Raw genomic sequence first — 16,595 nt, 5'->3', positions numbered from 1 at the left:
ATGCATTGATTGCCCCTTGTCGCCAGAGAAAATCGCCAATGTCCTCTCTCTGTGCCGGGGTTTCACAGGCCTGCGCCGTTTCACCCCATGGAAATTCCTCCTTTGCCGACCTAACCTGAGGCGCTAGAAGCCTGCGGGCAACATATCCGTCTTGCGGAGGTCGGGTCATGAAGGAATTCGATATTGCGGTCGTCGGCGCAGGCCTCGCCGGCAGCCTGGCAGCGCTGGCGCTGGCCGAAGCCGGACGTCGCGTGGCGCTTGTCGCGCCGCCGGCGCACGCCGGCGACGGACGCACCACGGCGCTCATGGACCAGTCCATCGCCTTCCTGAAGCGCCTCGGCATCTGGGAGGCCGTCGCACCGCATGCCGCGCCCCTCGAGGCGATGCGCATCCTCGACGGCACCAGCCGGCTGTTGCGCGCGCCGGCCGTCACGTTCCGGGCAAGGGAGGTCGGCCTCGACGCCTTCGGCTACAATATTCCCAATGCGCCCTTCATCGCGCTGCTGGAGGAAAGGATCGCGGCGCGGCCGGAAATCGAGCGTGTGACGGCCGGCGTCACCGCGCTGACATTTCACCCTGACCATATCGAACTGACCCCTGCCGACGGCGAAAGACTGACGACGCGTTTCGTCATCGGCGCCGACGGGCGCAGGTCGTTGGTCCGGGAAGCCGCCGGAATCGGCGTGAAGAGCTGGTCCTATCCCCAGACGGCGCTGGTGTTGAACTTTTCCCACGAGCGGCCGCATGGAAACGCATCCTGCGAATTCCATACCGAAAGCGGCCCCTTCACGCAGGTGCCGCTGCCGGGCGACCGGTCCAGCCTTGTCTGGGTCCTGCCGCCCCCCCAGGCGGACGTCATGCGGCGGAAGACAGCAGACGAAATCGCCCGCGCGATCGAGGATCGCATGCAGTCCATGCTCGGAAAAGTCGCGCTCGCAGGCGATGTCCAGAGTTTTCCGCTCTCCGGCATGACAGCCGAGCGTTTCGGCCGTGGTCGTGTCGCGCTCATCGGCGAAGCCGGCCACGCCTTTCCGCCCATCGGCGCGCAGGGGCTCAATCTGAGCCTGCGCGACATCATCGCACTGGAAGATCTGCTGCGCGGCGGCGGCGCTTATGAAACGCTCGGCGATCGCTTTGACCGGCGGCGGCGCGCCGATGTGCGTTCGCGCACGGCAAGCGTCGATCTGCTCAACCGGTCGCTGCTTTCCGATTTCCTGCCGGTGCAATTCCTGCGCGCCGCCGGACTTCACCTGCTCGGCGCGCTGGGGCCGCTGAGAGGCCTTGCCATGCGCGAGGGGATCGAACCCGGCGGGGCGCTGAAGGCGTTTCGGGAGGAGATCCGGCAGCGCCTGGATCGCAGAAGCGCCTGAACGGCTAGCGGTTCCGGTTTTCACAGGTTCGGTAGAACCGCTCTATCTCTTTTTTCTAGCCGCATTTCCGGACGCAAAACCGTTTCACGCTTTTGCTGGAAATGCTTCCGGATCACCCGATCTGCGAGAGGATCGGGAACGTCTGCTGGAACCAGATGGCCACGACGCTGATATAGCCGAAGATGAAGGCGAGCCCCGTCAGCACGAGCAGGCCGCCCATGACTTTCTCGACCGTTCCGAGATGCCTGCGAAACCGGATCAGGAAGCGCATGAATGCGCCTGAAAAACCTGCGGCAATCCAGAACGGGATGGCGAGGCCGAGCGAATAGACGGCCAGCAGCGACGCCCCGTCGCTCACCGTCTCGCGGGCGGCCGCGACGGCGAGGATCGCGCCGAGCACGGGACCGATGCACGGGGTCCAGCCGAAGGCGAAGGCCAGCCCCATGACATAGGCGCCGGAGGCGGTCGCCGGCTTGCCGCCCCCCTGGAATCGCGCTTCACGGGCGAAGAGACCGATGCGCAGGACGCCGAGGAAATGCAGACCCATCAGGATGATGACCACCCCGCCCACCTGCGCCAGAATATCGATATGTCGCCGCAGCGTCATGCCGATCGTCGACGCGCCTGCGCCGAGCGCCACGAAGACGGTGGCGAATCCGAGGGTGAAACAGACGGCGGCGAGCAGGACCGCGCCTCTCGTGCCGCGGCCGGATGCCGGTGCGTCGCCCCGGAACTGCTCCACCGATACGCCCGCCATATAGCACAGATAGGGCGGAACCAGCGGCAGCACGCAGGGCGACAGGAAGGAAAGCGCACCGGCCAGCAGCGCGCTCAGCAGGGAAATATCGGCAATGGACACCAGTACGACTCCGTGACCGTTCGGCAGGCCGCCGGCACAAACCGCCGCTGCGCCCCGCAAGGATCGGCCTCCTGATAGCCGGCCTCGCCGCCGGCGGCCAGTCACCTTTTGGAGAACGCGGCGAAATGCAGCAAAAGCCTTTTGAAGCCGCATTTTCCGGGTTGACCCCGCATGGCCTCCTGCATATGTTCCGCCCACTTCCAGAGGGCGCTCGCCCCATCAGGGAGCGCGTAGCTCAGCCGGTAGAGCAACTGACTTTTAATCAGTAGGTCCAGGGTTCGAATCCCTGCGCGCTCACCACTTAAACCATTTATTTTATTGACTTTTAGATTCGTCCGCTTTTTTTCACGGCCCCAGGATTCGCTCCTGCGTGCTGCCTTTCCGGGTCGAGCCATCGCCGGCGTCTTATCAGGGAAGCACGTCCGCCGTGATCGCCGTCGGCCGCGTTGCGTGCAGGCGCAGGAATTCCGTCAGCCAGATTTTTCCGAACGTGACGTTCATGTGGGACACGTCTTTCTGACGGTGCGCCTCCCCGGCCACCTTGCCGGACACATCGAGACGCAACGATCCTGCGGAAAGCGCCGGCTCCGTGAACCAGCCGTCGACGATCGTTTGCGCCGGCTGCCGCACCAGCGTGAAGCCCCGTTCCCGAACCGCGGATCGGACCAGCCCGAAGGCGATGTCATACACCCCTTCATGATAGGCCTTCTCCGCATTTTTCGCCCACTGCGGGTTATGGCCGATGAAAATGTCCTTGTCGGTCACCTGCCGGAGGAGCCCGGCGATCTTGCAGTTCAGGCTGCGATCGAAAGAGCCGGCGCTGGCCTGGCTTGCGGCGGCCGATGACGTGAAGGAGGCTATCCCGGGAAGCTGAAATCCAAGGCCGAACAACAGAAAAAAATCATACTCTTCCGGATCGATCTCAGCACGCCCGCCACTGGTGAAGACCAGGTTTTCCCTGAGCCTCTCATCGCCGGCCGCGAGAACGCGACCCGCCACCTCGAGGAACTGCAAGGCACGGCCCCGGGCGGCGAAGAACGTCAATTCCACTCCGGGTTGCTCGTGCCGAATGTCATCCCACGCCCGTTTCACGCAAGCCACATGGCTATTGCCGATGACGCAGACCCGTATTTTTCCGCTACTCAATTTGGCCCTACCCTCAACGCGGCGAAAAGGCATCCAGCAACTCTTCCTCGCAGACGATGTCCTCTTCGGAAACCTTCGTATCGTTGCTTGAAGCTTCCTTCGATTTGCCCTCTGCGGGAGCCGGTCCGTCCTTATCGAAGGTCTCCGAGAGGCATTTGAAGAAGGTCGCCATGACGTGGTTCACGCCTTCCGGCGTGACGCTTCTCTGGTTCTTCTCGTAGAATTTGCCCTGAAAAGGCGGAGCGGTGATGATCTCGTACGACGGAAAATAATCGACAAAGCGGAGTTGGTCCTGCAACGAACCCGCCACCGCCCGCAGCACCGACTTCGATTGCGTCGTGGCGACAAGCACATGGTTTCCCGATGCGGTCGCGGTCAACGGGACGGGAGAGACGGTGAGGAGGATCTTCAGCCGGGGGTTCGCCGCGCGCATCTTCCGGATGGCGTCGACCAATCGGGATCGGACGAATTGATATTGCTGATTGAGGAAGACATGCCTCCCGGCATCGAACGTCCCGGCCACGGTCCCCGGACACATGGGATACTCGTAGCCGTCCGCCCTGTTGAACCAGCTTTCCGTCAGTCCCAGGGTGAAGACGAAAACATCGGCGTCGACGATCGAGGACCGGAAGGCGCGGATCGCCCCTTCCCGCGAACGGACGAGTTCTTCGCGGGACTGGAAGCCGTCCGGCTCGATTCGCGGCCGAAACGGGTCGAAGAAGCGATCGCCCGCCTGCCATATCTCCTCGGGAACCGTTTTTTCGCCCAAAGCCCAGTCGACCCACTGCTGCAAGAGAGAGGCCGTGTAGATATTTCCTGTCCGGGCCGAGAAAACACCGTAATTGAATTGCTTCGCCGCCTCTTTCGACAGGCCGGAAGGGCCGGGCTCGGTTATAAGCCAGTGAAATCCCCGCCCGTGCAATGCGCGGCCGATATGCTGGGCGAAACAGGAGCCGTAAGTCGCGACTTTCGTCTTCCGCCGGATGCGGAATTTCGGCTCCCAGAGGCGATCGATCCCGTCCATCGTCCTTTGCGCGACGGCGGTGGCCCAGAAATGCTTCTCGTCGAGATCCTGATAAGGGTGCATCGCACGACCTTCCGCCATCAATCGAATCTTTCCATGGGAATCATGGCTATTTTATCTGCTTCAGGAATTCCTCGCCAAAGCGTTCACCCAGAAACTCCGCCTGCCCCGCCATGACGCGATGCATCGCGTCGACGGCTTCCGGCGGGATCTCGATCTCCGGCCCCTTGAAGACCTCATCTTCAAGCCCGCTATAGGCGACCGTGTCGATCCCGAGGAAGTTCTCCACGTCCGCCATCACCCGTTCCGGCTCGCTTCTGATCCTTCCGAACGGGATATAGAGGATCTTCTCGCGCGGCCAGACCGATTCCCACAGCGGAATAGCGGACTTGTAATCGCCGCGATTGAGCGTGTTCCAGTCGTTGACCTCGGCGATCCAGTCGACCTGCGGGATCGCCAGCTTCTTGCGACTCACCCGCATTTTCACATGGGAAAGACCACGAGCCACGGGATCCCTTATCAGGTAGATGACCGGCACCGGTCCCAGCATTCGAAGCGCATGCTCGATTCCCGATTTCGGCATGGCGCTATATTCCGGCGTGATGTCGCCCGTGATCTTCCCCTGCGCCGCCGGATGCGTGAAGATCAGCCGATACCATTCGTCGGTGAACATGAAACCCGCCTGGCCGAGTTTCGCATAGCGCTCGATCGACCGGAAGTTCGCCTTCCCGCTCGCGATTTCGCGCCTTATATGGCGGACGCATATTTTCCTGACGTGCCCGCCGCTCCAGGCGCGATGTCTCGGCTCATGCACGGAATTGAAGAACTGACATTCCTTGAAATCGGCCATCCACAGGCATGGGTTTTTTTCGAGATTCCGATGCAGCCAGGTCGTTCCGGCCTTCTGCGCGCCGATACAGAGAAAGGAAGGGAGATTCACATCCATACGTCAGTTCGTCCTGCTCATGCGTAAAAATCCCTGCTAGACGCGCCAGTCGATAAAAAGATCCGGATCGGTCGCCGCAGCGGAAAAAACGGTGTCGCCGCCTTTCCTGTTCCGGAGCGACATCCGGCGGTGGACGACATAACCGTGATCGCCGCGCATCCAAACCGATCATCGCAACGAAGGCAAGATCGTTCGAAAAGCAACGGCTTTTTCGGTTGCACCCTTTCGATGCCGATGGGATACAAGGCCAGATAGCAGCTACTGTGGATCTCCCTCATGCATATCGATACCCTGCGTACGTTCCGGCCCGCAAACAGAGCCGCCCTCTGGATAGAAACGATCAACAGGCTGAAGATCAAGGCGATGGTCGAGGTCGGTGTCTGGCGGGGTGATTTCGCAAAGGCGATCCTCAGCGCGTGTCCCGGCCTGGAGCGCTATTACATGATCGACCCGTGGCGTCCGCTGGAGCAATGGAACAAGCCCTATAATACCGAGCGGGATGTGTTCGAGGACGCCTATCGGCAGGCGATGGAAAAGACCGAATTCGCGGCGGACCGCCGGATCGTCCTGCGCGGCACGACCCTGGAGGCGGCGCCCGAAATTGCCGACGCCTCTCTCGGGCTGGCCTATATCGACGGGGACCACACCCTGCGGGGCATCGCCATCGACCTGATCCAGATCTATCCGAAGGTGATGGAGGGCGGCATCGTCGGGGGAGACGATTTCTCCGCCTCCATCTGGCAGCACTCCCGGAAATTCGAACCGACGCTGGTGGCCCCATACGCGATCTACTTCGCCGAGGCGGTGCAGAATCCCATCCTCGCACTGCCGTTCAACCAGTTCGCGATTGAAAAGACCAAAGGCTTCGACTTCATCGGGGGCGAAAACTATCCACGCGACCTGCTGCCGCAGATCGCCCCGCGCAAACTTCCGGAATAGGACGGCGATCGCGCCAAGCCGACACGCCGAACCGGATCGGGGCCGATCGACTATCGACCCTGTTCCCCACCCTTACGGAGGGTTTCGCCGCGCCATCCGACGCGACCTTCATTGCCGGCAACGCCTTTTGCGACCCGAAACGGACCGTGCCGCTTGCGGTGTCGTCCCTGAACGATCCCGAAAGATCAGGCGGTCCCGATAGCGGCGGCCGCCATTCCCGTCAGAACGGAATGTCGTCATCCATGTCGCGCGAAATCGACGATCCGCCCGCAGGGCGCGCGCCGCCGGACGCCGGACGAGAACCGTAGTCGTCATAGTTCGGAGCGCCTCCGAAATCGCCACCGCCGCGACGCTCGCCGCCGCCCTCGCCGCGCCCGTCAAGCATGGTCAGCGTCGAGTTGAAGCCTTGCAGAACGATTTCGGTGCTGTAGCGGTCGTTGCCGTTCTGGTCCTGCCATTTGCGCGTCTGGAGCTGCCCCTCGATATAGAGCTTCGCCCCCTTCTTCACATATTGCTCGACGACCTTGCACAGGCCTTCGTTGAAGATGACGATCGTATGCCATTCGGTACGTTCGCGGCGCTCGCCGCTATTGCGGTCGCGCCAGGATTCCGACGTCGCGAGACGGAGATTGGCGATCGGCCGGCCGTCCTGCGTCCGACGGATTTCCGGATCCGCCCCGACGTTTCCGATCAAGATCACCTTGTTGACGCTACCAGCCATACCTGTCGCTTTCCGTTGTCGGCCGAACCTGAAGCCGGCACCATCTCATCCTACGAATACGGCATCTTATCGGCTGCGCCTTTGCCGCGCCGCCCCGCTTGCAACGTAATCCACAGATCAATTGCGCAATTCGTTCTTTATTTGTTCTAATATTTTCCTACTATCTTGTCAATCGAATCGGAAAGGGCCACGGATTAGCAGGTTGCGCATGGACAGGCCCGGGCCAGTTCCTACATAGGGTGCGCAGGGATTTCTGACGCTGGACATCATGAGCGAACTCAAGACAATTTCCATCCGCGGCGCACGCGAACACAATCTCAAGGGCATCGATCTCGACTTGCCCCGCAACAGCCTGATCGTCATGACCGGGCTATCGGGCTCCGGCAAATCGTCGCTCGCCTTCGACACGATCTATGCCGAAGGACAGCGGCGCTATGTCGAAAGCCTTTCGGCTTACGCACGCCAGTTCCTGGAGATGATGCAGAAGCCGGACGTCGACCAGATCGACGGCCTGTCGCCGGCCATCTCCATCGAGCAGAAGACGACCTCGAAGAACCCGCGGTCCACCGTCGGCACGGTGACGGAGATTTACGACTACATGCGGCTACTGTTCGCGCGGGTGGGAATTCCCTATTCGCCGGCGACCGGCCTGCCGATCGAAAGCCAGACCGTCAGCCAGATGGTCGACCGGGTGCTGGAGTTCGACGAGGGAACGCGGCTCTATATCCTCGCGCCGATCGTGCGCGGCCGGAAGGGCGAGTATCGCAAGGAACTCGCGGAACTGATGAAAAAGGGGTTCCAGCGCGTCAAGGTCGATGGTCAGTTCTACGAGATCGCCGACGTCCCGCCGCTCGACAAGAAATACAAGCACGATATCGATGTCGTGGTGGACCGCGTCGTCGTGCGGCCGGACCTCGCCGCGCGACTGGCCGACAGCCTCGAGACCTGCCTTACGCTCGCCGAAGGGCTCGCCATCGCCGAATTCGCGGAAAAACCGCTGCCTGTGGAAGAAACGGCGGCGGGTGGTTCGGCCAACAAGTCGTTGAATGAAACCCACGAACGCGTGCTGTTCTCGGAAAAATTCGCCTGCCCGGTTTCCGGTTTCACCATCTCGGAAATCGAGCCCCGGCTCTTCTCCTTCAACAATCCCTTCGGCGCCTGCCCGACCTGCGACGGCCTCGGCAGCCAGCAGAAGATCGACCCGGACCTGATCGTGCCGGAGGCCCAGCGGACATTGCGCGGCGGGGCGATTGCGCCCTGGGCGAAATCCTCCTCGCCCTATTACAACCAGACACTGGAAGCGCTGGGCGCGGCTTACGGCTTCAAGCTGTCGGACCGCTGGTCGGACCTGTCGGACGCGGCGCGGAACGCCATCCTCAACGGAACGAAGGAGAAGGTCGAGTTCCACTATAAGGACGGCGCCCGCTCCTACAAGACGGTGAAGAGCTTCGAGGGCATCGTCCCCAATCTCGAACGACGCTGGAAGGAAACCGATTCCGCCTGGGCGCGCGAGGAAATCGAGCGCTACATGTCGGCGGCCCCCTGCCCGGCGTGCAACGGCTATCGGCTGAAGCCCGAGGCGCTGGCGGTGAAGGTCGACACGCTGCATATCGGCGAAGTCACCAACATGTCGATCCGCACCGCGCGCGACTGGTTCGACGGCCTGCCGGAACGGCTCAACGCCAAGCAGAACGAAATCGCCGTCCGCATCCTCAAGGAGATCCGCGAACGTCTGCGCTTCCTGAACGATGTCGGGCTGGAATATCTGAGCCTGTCGCGCAATTCCGGCACGCTGTCGGGGGGCGAGAGCCAGCGCATCCGGCTCGCCTCGCAAATCGGCTCGGGCCTGACGGGGGTTCTCTACGTCCTCGACGAACCCTCGATCGGCCTGCACCAGCGCGATAACGCCCGCCTGCTCGACACGCTGCGGCATCTGCGCGATATCGGCAATACGGTGATCGTCGTCGAGCACGACGAGGATGCCATCCTGACGGCCGACTATGTCGTCGACATCGGGCCGGCCGCCGGCATCCACGGCGGCCAGGTCGTGGCCGAGGGCACGCCGGCAGAAATCATCGCCAATCCGGCCTCGCTGACGGGAAAATATCTTGCCGGCGCGCTTTCCGTCCCGGTTCCCCCGGAAAGGCGGAAGCCGAAGAAAGGCAAGGAAATCAAGATCGTCGGCGCGAAAGCTAACAATCTGAAGAATGTCACCGCGGCCATCCCGCTTGGCGTCTTCACCGCCGTCACCGGGGTTTCGGGCGGTGGCAAGTCGACGTTCCTGATCGAGACGCTCTACAAATCCGCGGCCCGCCGCATCATGGGTGCGCGCGAAATCCCCGCCGAGCACGAGCGCATCGACGGCTTCGAATATATCGACAAGGTGATCGATATCGACCAGTTGCCGATCGGCCGCACGCCGCGTTCCAATCCGGCGACCTATACCGGCGCCTTCACGCCGATCCGCGACTGGTTCGCCGGCCTTCCGGAGGCAAAGGCGCGCGGCTATCAGCCAGGCCGTTTTTCCTTCAACGTCAAGGGCGGACGCTGCGAGGCTTGCCAGGGCGACGGCGTCATCAAGATCGAGATGCACTTCCTGCCGGACGTCTATGTCACCTGCGACGTCTGCCACGGCAAACGCTATAATCGCGAGACGCTCGACGTGACCTTCAAGGGCAAGTCGATCGCCGATGTGCTGGACATGACGGTCGAGGAAGGCGTCGAGTTCTTCGCCGCCGTGCCGGCGGTGCGCGACAAGCTCGTCACGCTCAATCGCGTCGGGCTCGGCTATATCAAGGTCGGCCAGCAGGCGAATACCCTGTCGGGCGGCGAAGCGCAGCGCGTCAAGCTCGCCAAGGAACTGTCCAAGCGCTCCACCGGCCGCACGCTCTATATCCTCGACGAGCCCACCACCGGACTTCATTTCCACGACGTGGCGAAACTGCTGGAGGTGCTGCACGAACTGGTCGATCAGGGCAATTCCATCGCCGTGATCGAACATAATCTGGAAGTCATCAAGACAGCCGACTGGGTCATCGACTTCGGCCCCGAGGGCGGCGACGGCGGCGGCGAGGTCATCGCGCAGGGCACGCCGGAAGACGTGGTGAAGATCGAGCGCTCCTATACCGGCCGGTTCCTGAGGGATCTTCTGGAACGCCGGCCGATGCGGACCGTCGCGGCGGAGTGAAGCGAAGCGCAGGAGGAGACGACATGAGCACATCCGGCACCATCCGCACCGGAATCGGCGGCTGGACCTTCGCGCCGTGGGAAGGCACCTTCTACCCCGACAAGCTTCCGAAGACGCGACAGCTCCAGTTCGCCGGGCAGGAACTGGCGACGATCGAGATCAACGGCACCTATTACGGTTCGCAGAAGCCGGAAACCTTTGCCAAATGGGCAGCCGACGTACCGGACGGCTTTGTCTTCTCCCTCAAGGCAAGCCGCTTCACGACAAATCGCAAGATACTCTCACAATCGTCTGAATCAATTGAAAAATTCCTTGGGCAAGGATTGACCGAACTGGGCGACCGCCTGGGGCCGATCCTCTGGCAGTTCGCCCCCACGAAGGCTTTCGACCCGGAAGATTTCGAGGGCTTTCTCAAGCTCCTGCCAAAAAGCCGGGACGGCCTGCCGCTACGGCATGCACTGGAGGTGCGGCATGATTCCTTCAAGGTTCCGGAGTTCGCCGCGCTCGCCCGCAAGTGCGGCGCGGCCATCGTCTATGCCCATCATCCCGCCTATCCCGAGATCGCCGATGTGACCGCCGATTTCGTCTATGCGCGCCTGCAACAGGGCTCCGACGAGATCGAGACCTGCTATGCGCCCGCAGCGCTCGACGCCTGGGCCGGGCGGCTGGAGGACTGGGCGAAGGGCGGCGAACCTGCCGACCTGCCGCGGATCGATCCGGGCACGAGACCCGCCAGGCAACCGCGCGACGTCTTCGCCTTCTTCATCACCTCCGGCAAGGTTAATGCCCCGAACGGCGCGCGCGCGTTGCAGCGCAAGGTCGCCTGACGGCGGCGTTCAATCGCGCGGCCAGGGCGGAACGGCATCCGGCAAATCCTCCGCCGTCAGCCCGTCGCCGGCGATCCGGCCCGCCTCGCCGTGACGCCAGACCGCGCTCGCGGCGGCCTCGAAGGGAGCAAGCCCCTGCGCCAGATGCGCACCGACGATGCCCGAAAGCACATCACCGGAGCCGGCCGTCGCCAGGAAAGGCGGCGCGTTTACATTGACCAGCGCCCGCCCGTCCGGCACGGCGATCACCGTATCGGCCCCTTTCAGGATGACGACGGCGTTGCTGCGGGCGGCTGCCTGCAAGGCCCGATCGATCCTGGAAAAAGTGCGATTGGCGGCAAGATCGGGAAAGAGGCGTTCGAATTCACCATCGTGGGGTGTCAGCACCAGACGGACCTGCCCGGAGAATAGCGAGAAAAGCCGATCCGGCGCATCGCGGAACGCGCTGATACCGTCGGCGTCGAGAACGAGACGCCGGCCGGCCGCGGCGATCCGGGCGGCATAGTCCCGTGCCCTTTCGCCATCGCCGAAGCCCGGGCCGAGGACGAAAATTGTCACCCGGCGGTCCTCCAGAAGTGCGGAAAGCCCCTCGCCGTCATCGATCCGCCGCAGCATGACGGCCGTCAGATGCGCGGCGTTCGCGGCAAGCGCCGGCCCTGCGGCGAGCACGGTGACCAGCCCCGCCCCGGCGCGCAGGCCGGCGGCGGCGGCAAGGCGGGCCGCACCCGTCGCGGTGAAAGGTCCCGAGAAGACGGCGAGATGTCCACGCGTATATTTATGGCTGCCCGCGCCGGCGGGCGTCAGGGCACTGCGCCAGATCGACGGAGAATTGACGCGCAGGTGACTGGAATGGCGCAGGACGGTCCGCGCCGGGATGCCGATGTCGAACAGTTCCACCGTCCCGCTCAGCATGCGGCCCGGCAGCAGCAGGTGTCCGGGCTTGCGACAGACGAAAGTGACGGTCGCCTCGGCCTGGAAGGCCGCGCCGCATATGCCTCCCGTCCGCCCGTCAACACCCGAAGGCAGGTCGACGGCCAGAACGGGCAGCGCCAGATCGCGTACGCGCCCGATGATAGCGATGACGTCGGCGGGAACATCGCGCGAGAGGCCCGCGCCGAAAAGGGCGTCGATGACGACATCGCCGGGGCGCGGCGCAAAGTCCGAAAGCGGCAGGATCGGCCCGCCGAAGGCCGTGGCCATCGCGGCCGCGTCTCCTGTAAGCATGGCCGGATCACCAAGCGCATGGACCGCCGGCGGCGCTCCTGCCTCGCGGAGATGGCGCGCGGCCACATAACCGTCGCCGCCGTTGTTGCCCGGACCGCAGAGCACGACGAAGCGCAACGCCCCGGGATAGCGCCGCAGCGCCGCCGCACCGACGGCCCGGCCGGCGCGCTCCATGAGACCGAGACTGTCCAGCCCTTCTCCGGCGGCCGCACGGTCTATGTCGTTCATGACGTCCGGCGGGATGATGAGTGTTTCGAGTTCCTTGTGCATCATCGTCACCATGCCAAGAAACCCGCCATGCGAACAGGCCTGAAATCACCCCGGCAACCGCACATTTTTTAGGCATATGCCCGTTTTCACGCCTCGGCCGGCATCTCACGCCATACCGGAAGCCTTCGCGGGCGGCTCAGGAAATCGACAGTCTCCCGGATGGGGATAATTTTCCCGATCCCTCCCCTAGCCCTTTCGCCGCGAAAGCCGCATCATCACCGCCGCCAGGCAGGCGGAGGAACGAAAGAAACACCGATTTCTCCCGTCTGGCATGGAATCTGCAAAAGTTGGCACGCGACATGCTTGTGAACGTGTATTGGAAATGGTCCGCGGGATGGCCCCGCGGCAAGTCAAAGCGGAGAGACATTTTCACATGAAAAAGATCGAAGCGATCATCAAGCCCTTCAAGCTGGATGAGGTGAAGGAGGCCTTGCAGGAGGTCGGCGTTCAGGGCATCACCGTCACCGAGGCGAAGGGTTTTGGACGCCAGAAGGGGCACACGGAGCTTTATCGCGGCGCCGAATACGTGGTCGACTTTCTGCCCAAGGTGAAGGTCGAGGTCGTCCTGGCGGATGAGAATGCGGACGCCGTGATCGAGGCGATCCGCAATGCGGCGCAAACCGGCCGCATCGGCGACGGCAAGATCTTCGTCTCTCATGTCGAGGAAGTCATCCGCATCCGCACCGGCGAAACCGGTACCGACGCCATCTAGCACTGCCCGGCCCTTCCGGCCGTGGCCTTCCATTTCGTCCCCTCACAGGAAACATACTTATGACGACTGCCAACGACATTCTCAAGCAAATCAAGGAAAACGACGTCAAGTTCCTCGACGTGCGCTTCACCGATCCCAGGGGGAAGATGCACCACATCACGATGGACGTTTCCTGCGTCGACGAGGACATGTTCGCCGACGGCATCATGTTCGACGGGTCCTCGATCGGCGGCTGGAAGGCGATCAACGAATCCGACATGGTGCTGATGCCCGATCCGGCCACGGTCCATATGGACCCGTTCTTCGCGCAGTCCACGATGGTCGTGATGTGCGACATCCTCGACCCGGTTTCCGGTGAAGCCTATAATCGCGATCCGCGCGGCACGGCCAGGAAGGCGGAAGCCTACCTGAAGGCCTCCGGCATCGGCGACACCGTCTTCGTCGGTCCCGAGCCGGAATTCTTCGTCTTCGACGACGTCAAATACAAGGCGAGCCCCTACAACACCGGTTTCAAGCTCGATTCGTCGGAACTGCCCTCCAACGACGATACGGCCTATGAAACCGGCAATCTCGGTCATCGGCCGCGCCTCAAGGGCGGCTACATGCCGGTTCCGCCGATCGACAGCTGCCAGGACATGCGCTCGGAAATGCTGACGGTTCTTGCCGAAATGGGCGTCACCGTCGAAAAGCAGCACCATGAGGTCGCCGCCGCCCAGCACGAACTCGGCGTCAAGTTCGACACGCTGCTCCGCAACGCCGACAAGATCCAGATCTACAAATATGTCGTGCATCAGGTCGCCAACGCCTACGGCAAGACCGCAACATTCATGCCGAAGCCGGTTTTCGGCGACAACGGCTCGGGCATGCATGTGCACCAGTCGATCTGGAAGGACGGCAAGCCGACCTTCGCCGGCGACGAATACGCCGGCCTGTCGGAAAGCTGCCTCTATTATATCGGCGGCATCATCAAGCACGCCAAGGCGATCAACGCCTTCACCAATCCGACGACGAACTCCTACAAGCGTCTCGTCCCGGGTTACGAAGCGCCGGTGCTTCTCGCCTATTCCGCCCGCAACCGCTCGGCCTCCTGCCGCATCCCGCTCAGCACCGGGCCCAAGTCCAAGCGCGTCGAGGTCCGCTTTCCCGATCCGCTGGCCAATCCCTATCTGGCCTTCGCCGCCATGCTGATGGCCGGCATCGACGGCATCAAGAACAAGATCCATCCGGGCAAGGCCATGGACAAGGATCTTTACGATCTGCCGCCGAAGGAACTGAAGAAGATCCCGACGGTTTGCGGCAGCCTGCGCGAGGCGCTGGAAAGCCTCGACAAGGACCGCAAGTTCCTGACGGCCGGCGGCGTCTTCGACGACGACCAGATCGACGCCTTCATCGAGCTGAAGATGGCCGAGGTCATCCGCTACGAGATGACGCCGCATCCGGTCGAATTCGACATGTACTATTCCGCCTGAGCGGACACGGCGGCCTCCCGCTTCCGGGCGGGAGGTTTTCCGGTTGCAGCCGGACACCGCGATCGAGGTCATGAACCCGCAACAGAAAAACCGGCCTTGCGGCCGGTTTTCTTGTATTCAAACAGTAGATGCCGCTGGTCAGACGAGGCGGCTCTGCTCCAGCGCGGCGGCGACGAAGCTTGCGAAAAGCGGGTGCGGATCGAGCGGCCGGCTCTTCAGTTCCGGATGGTACTGCACGCCGATGAACCACGGGTGGTCCGGATATTCGATGGTTTCCGGCAGCAGGCCGTCGGGTGACATTCCGGAAAATACGAGGCCGCATGTCTCCAGCCGGTCCTTGTAGGCGACATTCACCTCGTAGCGATGGCGGTGGCGTTCGGAAATATCGGTCGAGCCGTAGATTTCGGCGATCTTCGTGCCGGTCTTGAGCGTGGCGCGATAGGTGCCGAGGCGCATCGTGCCGCCGAGATCGCCGCTGGCGGAGCGCTTTTCCAGTTCGTTGCCCTTGAGCCATTCGGTCATCAGGCCGACGACGGGCTCGGCCGTGCGGCCGAACTCGGTGGAGGAGGCAGCCTCGATACCGGCAAGATTGCGCGCCGCCTCGACGACCGCCATCTGCATGCCGAAGCAGATTCCGAAATAGGGAACCTTGCGCTCGCGGGCGAAACGGGCGGCGTTGATCTTGCCCTGCGCGCCGCGCTCGCCGAAGCCGCCGGGCACGAGAATGCCGTGCACCTTCTCGAGATAGGGCGCGGCGTCTTCCTTTTCGAAGACTTCCGCCTCGATCCATTCGAGATTGACCTTGATGCGGTTTGCGATGCCGCCATGATGCAACGCCTCGATCAGCGACTTGTACGCGTCCTTGAGGTCGGTGTACTTGCCGACGATGGCGATCGTCACCTCGCCTTCCGGCGTGCGGATGCGCTCGGCCACGTCCTGCCACGGCTGGAGGCGCGGCTTGGGCGCCGGCTCGATGCCGAAGGCGGCCAGCACTTCGTCGTCCAGGCCCTCCTTGTGGTAGGCGAGCGGCACGTCGTAGATGGAGGAAACGTCCAGCGCCTGGATCACCGCGGACGGGCGGACATTGCAGAACAGCGACAGCTTGCGACGCTCCGACTCGGGGATTTCCCGGTCGGCGCGCACCAGAAGAATGTCGGGATGGATGCCGAGCGCCTGCAACTCCTTGACGGAATGCTGCGTCGGCTTGGTCTTCAGTTCTCCGGCGGCCTTTATATAGGGCATCAGCGTCAGATGGACGTAGACGGCCGTATTGCGCGGCAGATCGTTGCCGAGCTGGCGGATGGCCTCCATGAACGGCATGGCCTCGATATCGCCTACCGTGCCGCCGATCTCGCAGAGCACGAAGTCGTAATCGTCGTTGCCGTCAATGACGAAATTCTTGATCTCATTGGTGACGTGCGGGATCACCTGCACGGTCGCGCCGAGATAATCGCCGCGACGTTCCTTGTCGATGATGTTCTTGTAGATGCGGCCGGTGGTGATGTTGTCGGTCTTCGTGGCGGAACGGCCGGTGAAGCGCTCGTAGTGGCCGAGGTCCAGATCGGTCTCCGCGCCGTCGTCGGTGACGAAGACCTCGCCGTGCTGCGTCGGGCTCATCGTGCCCGGATCGACGTTGAGGTAGGGGTCCAGCTTCCTGAGACGGACCCGGTAACCCCGGGCCTGAAGGAGGGCTCCGAGAGCGGCGGCCGCGATGCCCTTTCCGAGAGAGGAAACCACGCCGCCAGTGATGAATACATATCGCGCCATGGGATTCACCGGATACCTTTTCAAAAACGATTCCGCTACCGAAAAATCACCCGGCGGGACTTTCGGGAAGGGGCAATCTGCGTTTTACACAAGAAGAAGGCCGGTTGGTTTTCTCCAACCGGCCGGCTCGTTCG

The 16,595-nt window shown here is 62.7% G+C and carries 13 protein-coding genes and 1 tRNA gene; 7 read left to right on the top strand and 7 right to left on the bottom strand.

Annotated features, from left to right (window positions below):
- The first annotated feature begins 167 nt into the window (after window positions 1-167).
- Window positions 168-1,370 carry a UbiH/UbiF family hydroxylase gene (locus KYK29_RS00475; RefSeq protein WP_254688893.1) on the top strand — a complete coding sequence of 401 codons (1,203 nt, stop codon included), beginning with the start codon at window positions 168-170 and terminating at the stop codon, window positions 1,368-1,370.
- 112 nt (window positions 1,371-1,482) lie between these two features.
- Here the strand turns inward: KYK29_RS00475 and KYK29_RS00470 are convergent, their stop codons facing one another.
- Entirely contained in the window at window positions 1,483-2,229 is a 747-nt protein-coding gene (locus tag KYK29_RS00470; protein WP_254688892.1) for a cytochrome c biogenesis CcdA family protein, read from the bottom strand.
- A 224-nt stretch (window positions 2,230-2,453) separates the two neighbouring features.
- On the opposite strand from KYK29_RS00470, the gene KYK29_RS00465 reads away from it, so the two are divergent.
- Window positions 2,454-2,529 (top strand) — tRNA-Lys (locus tag KYK29_RS00465).
- Window positions 2,530-2,637: 108 nt separating this feature from the next.
- Here KYK29_RS00465 and KYK29_RS00460 read toward each other — a convergent pair.
- Genes KYK29_RS00460 through KYK29_RS00450 form a run of 3 tightly spaced genes read right to left on the bottom strand, consistent with a single transcriptional unit; the run spans window position 2,638 to window position 5,345 of the window.
- Window positions 2,638-3,408: a hypothetical protein gene (locus KYK29_RS00460; RefSeq protein WP_254688891.1), complete on the bottom strand. Its 771-nt coding sequence runs from the start codon at window positions 3,406-3,408 to the stop codon at window positions 2,638-2,640.
- Window positions 3,389-4,480 (bottom strand): GSCFA domain-containing protein, encoded by a 1,092-nt coding sequence (locus KYK29_RS00455; RefSeq protein ID WP_254688890.1) that lies wholly within the window; start codon window positions 4,478-4,480, stop codon window positions 3,389-3,391. The genes KYK29_RS00460 and KYK29_RS00455 overlap by 20 nt, the downstream gene beginning before the upstream one ends.
- Before the next feature lie 28 nt (window positions 4,481-4,508).
- Entirely contained in the window at window positions 4,509-5,345 is an 837-nt protein-coding gene (locus KYK29_RS00450) for a sulfotransferase (RefSeq protein WP_254688889.1), read from the bottom strand.
- Between the two features lie 276 nt (window positions 5,346-5,621).
- Here KYK29_RS00450 and KYK29_RS00445 point away from each other — a divergent pair, with 276 nt between their 5' ends.
- Window positions 5,622-6,284, top strand: a complete 663-nt coding sequence (locus tag KYK29_RS00445) for a class I SAM-dependent methyltransferase (RefSeq protein ID WP_254688888.1) — start codon at window positions 5,622-5,624, stop codon at window positions 6,282-6,284.
- Between the two features lie 220 nt (window positions 6,285-6,504).
- On the opposite strand, the gene KYK29_RS00440 is transcribed toward KYK29_RS00445, so the two are convergent.
- Window positions 6,505-7,005, bottom strand: a complete 501-nt coding sequence (locus KYK29_RS00440) for a single-stranded DNA-binding protein (protein WP_254688887.1) — start codon at window positions 7,003-7,005, stop codon at window positions 6,505-6,507.
- A gap of 268 nt (window positions 7,006-7,273) precedes the next feature.
- On the opposite strand from KYK29_RS00440, the gene uvrA reads away from it, so the two are divergent.
- On the top strand, window positions 7,274-10,192 hold the full coding sequence (gene uvrA / locus KYK29_RS00435; RefSeq protein WP_254688886.1) for an excinuclease ABC subunit UvrA: 2,919 nt from the start codon (window positions 7,274-7,276) through the stop codon (window positions 10,190-10,192).
- A 23-nt stretch (window positions 10,193-10,215) separates the two neighbouring features.
- Window positions 10,216-11,019: a DUF72 domain-containing protein gene (locus KYK29_RS00430; RefSeq protein WP_254688885.1), complete on the top strand. Its 804-nt coding sequence runs from the start codon at window positions 10,216-10,218 to the stop codon at window positions 11,017-11,019.
- A 9-nt stretch (window positions 11,020-11,028) separates the two neighbouring features.
- On the opposite strand, the gene KYK29_RS00425 is transcribed toward KYK29_RS00430, so the two are convergent.
- Entirely contained in the window at window positions 11,029-12,513 is a 1,485-nt protein-coding gene (locus tag KYK29_RS00425; RefSeq protein ID WP_254690033.1) for an NAD(P)H-hydrate dehydratase, read from the bottom strand.
- Between the two features lie 373 nt (window positions 12,514-12,886).
- On the opposite strand from KYK29_RS00425, the gene KYK29_RS00420 reads away from it, so the two are divergent.
- Window positions 12,887-13,225, top strand: a complete 339-nt coding sequence (locus KYK29_RS00420; protein WP_254688884.1) for a P-II family nitrogen regulator — start codon at window positions 12,887-12,889, stop codon at window positions 13,223-13,225.
- A gap of 59 nt (window positions 13,226-13,284) precedes the next feature.
- Window positions 13,285-14,694 (top strand): type I glutamate--ammonia ligase, encoded by a 1,410-nt coding sequence (gene glnA / locus KYK29_RS00415; protein ID WP_254688883.1) that lies wholly within the window; start codon window positions 13,285-13,287, stop codon window positions 14,692-14,694.
- A 138-nt stretch (window positions 14,695-14,832) separates the two neighbouring features.
- Here glnA and pyrG read toward each other — a convergent pair whose 3' ends face one another.
- Entirely contained in the window at window positions 14,833-16,461 is a 1,629-nt protein-coding gene (gene pyrG / locus KYK29_RS00410) for a CTP synthase (RefSeq protein ID WP_254688882.1), read from the bottom strand.
- Window positions 16,462-16,595: the final 134 nt, after the last annotated feature.

Source organism: Shinella daejeonensis, from assembly GCF_024281235.1.
Lineage (GTDB): Bacteria > Pseudomonadota > Alphaproteobacteria > Rhizobiales > Rhizobiaceae > Shinella > Shinella daejeonensis.
This window is presented reverse-complemented; position numbering and strand designations above follow the sequence as displayed.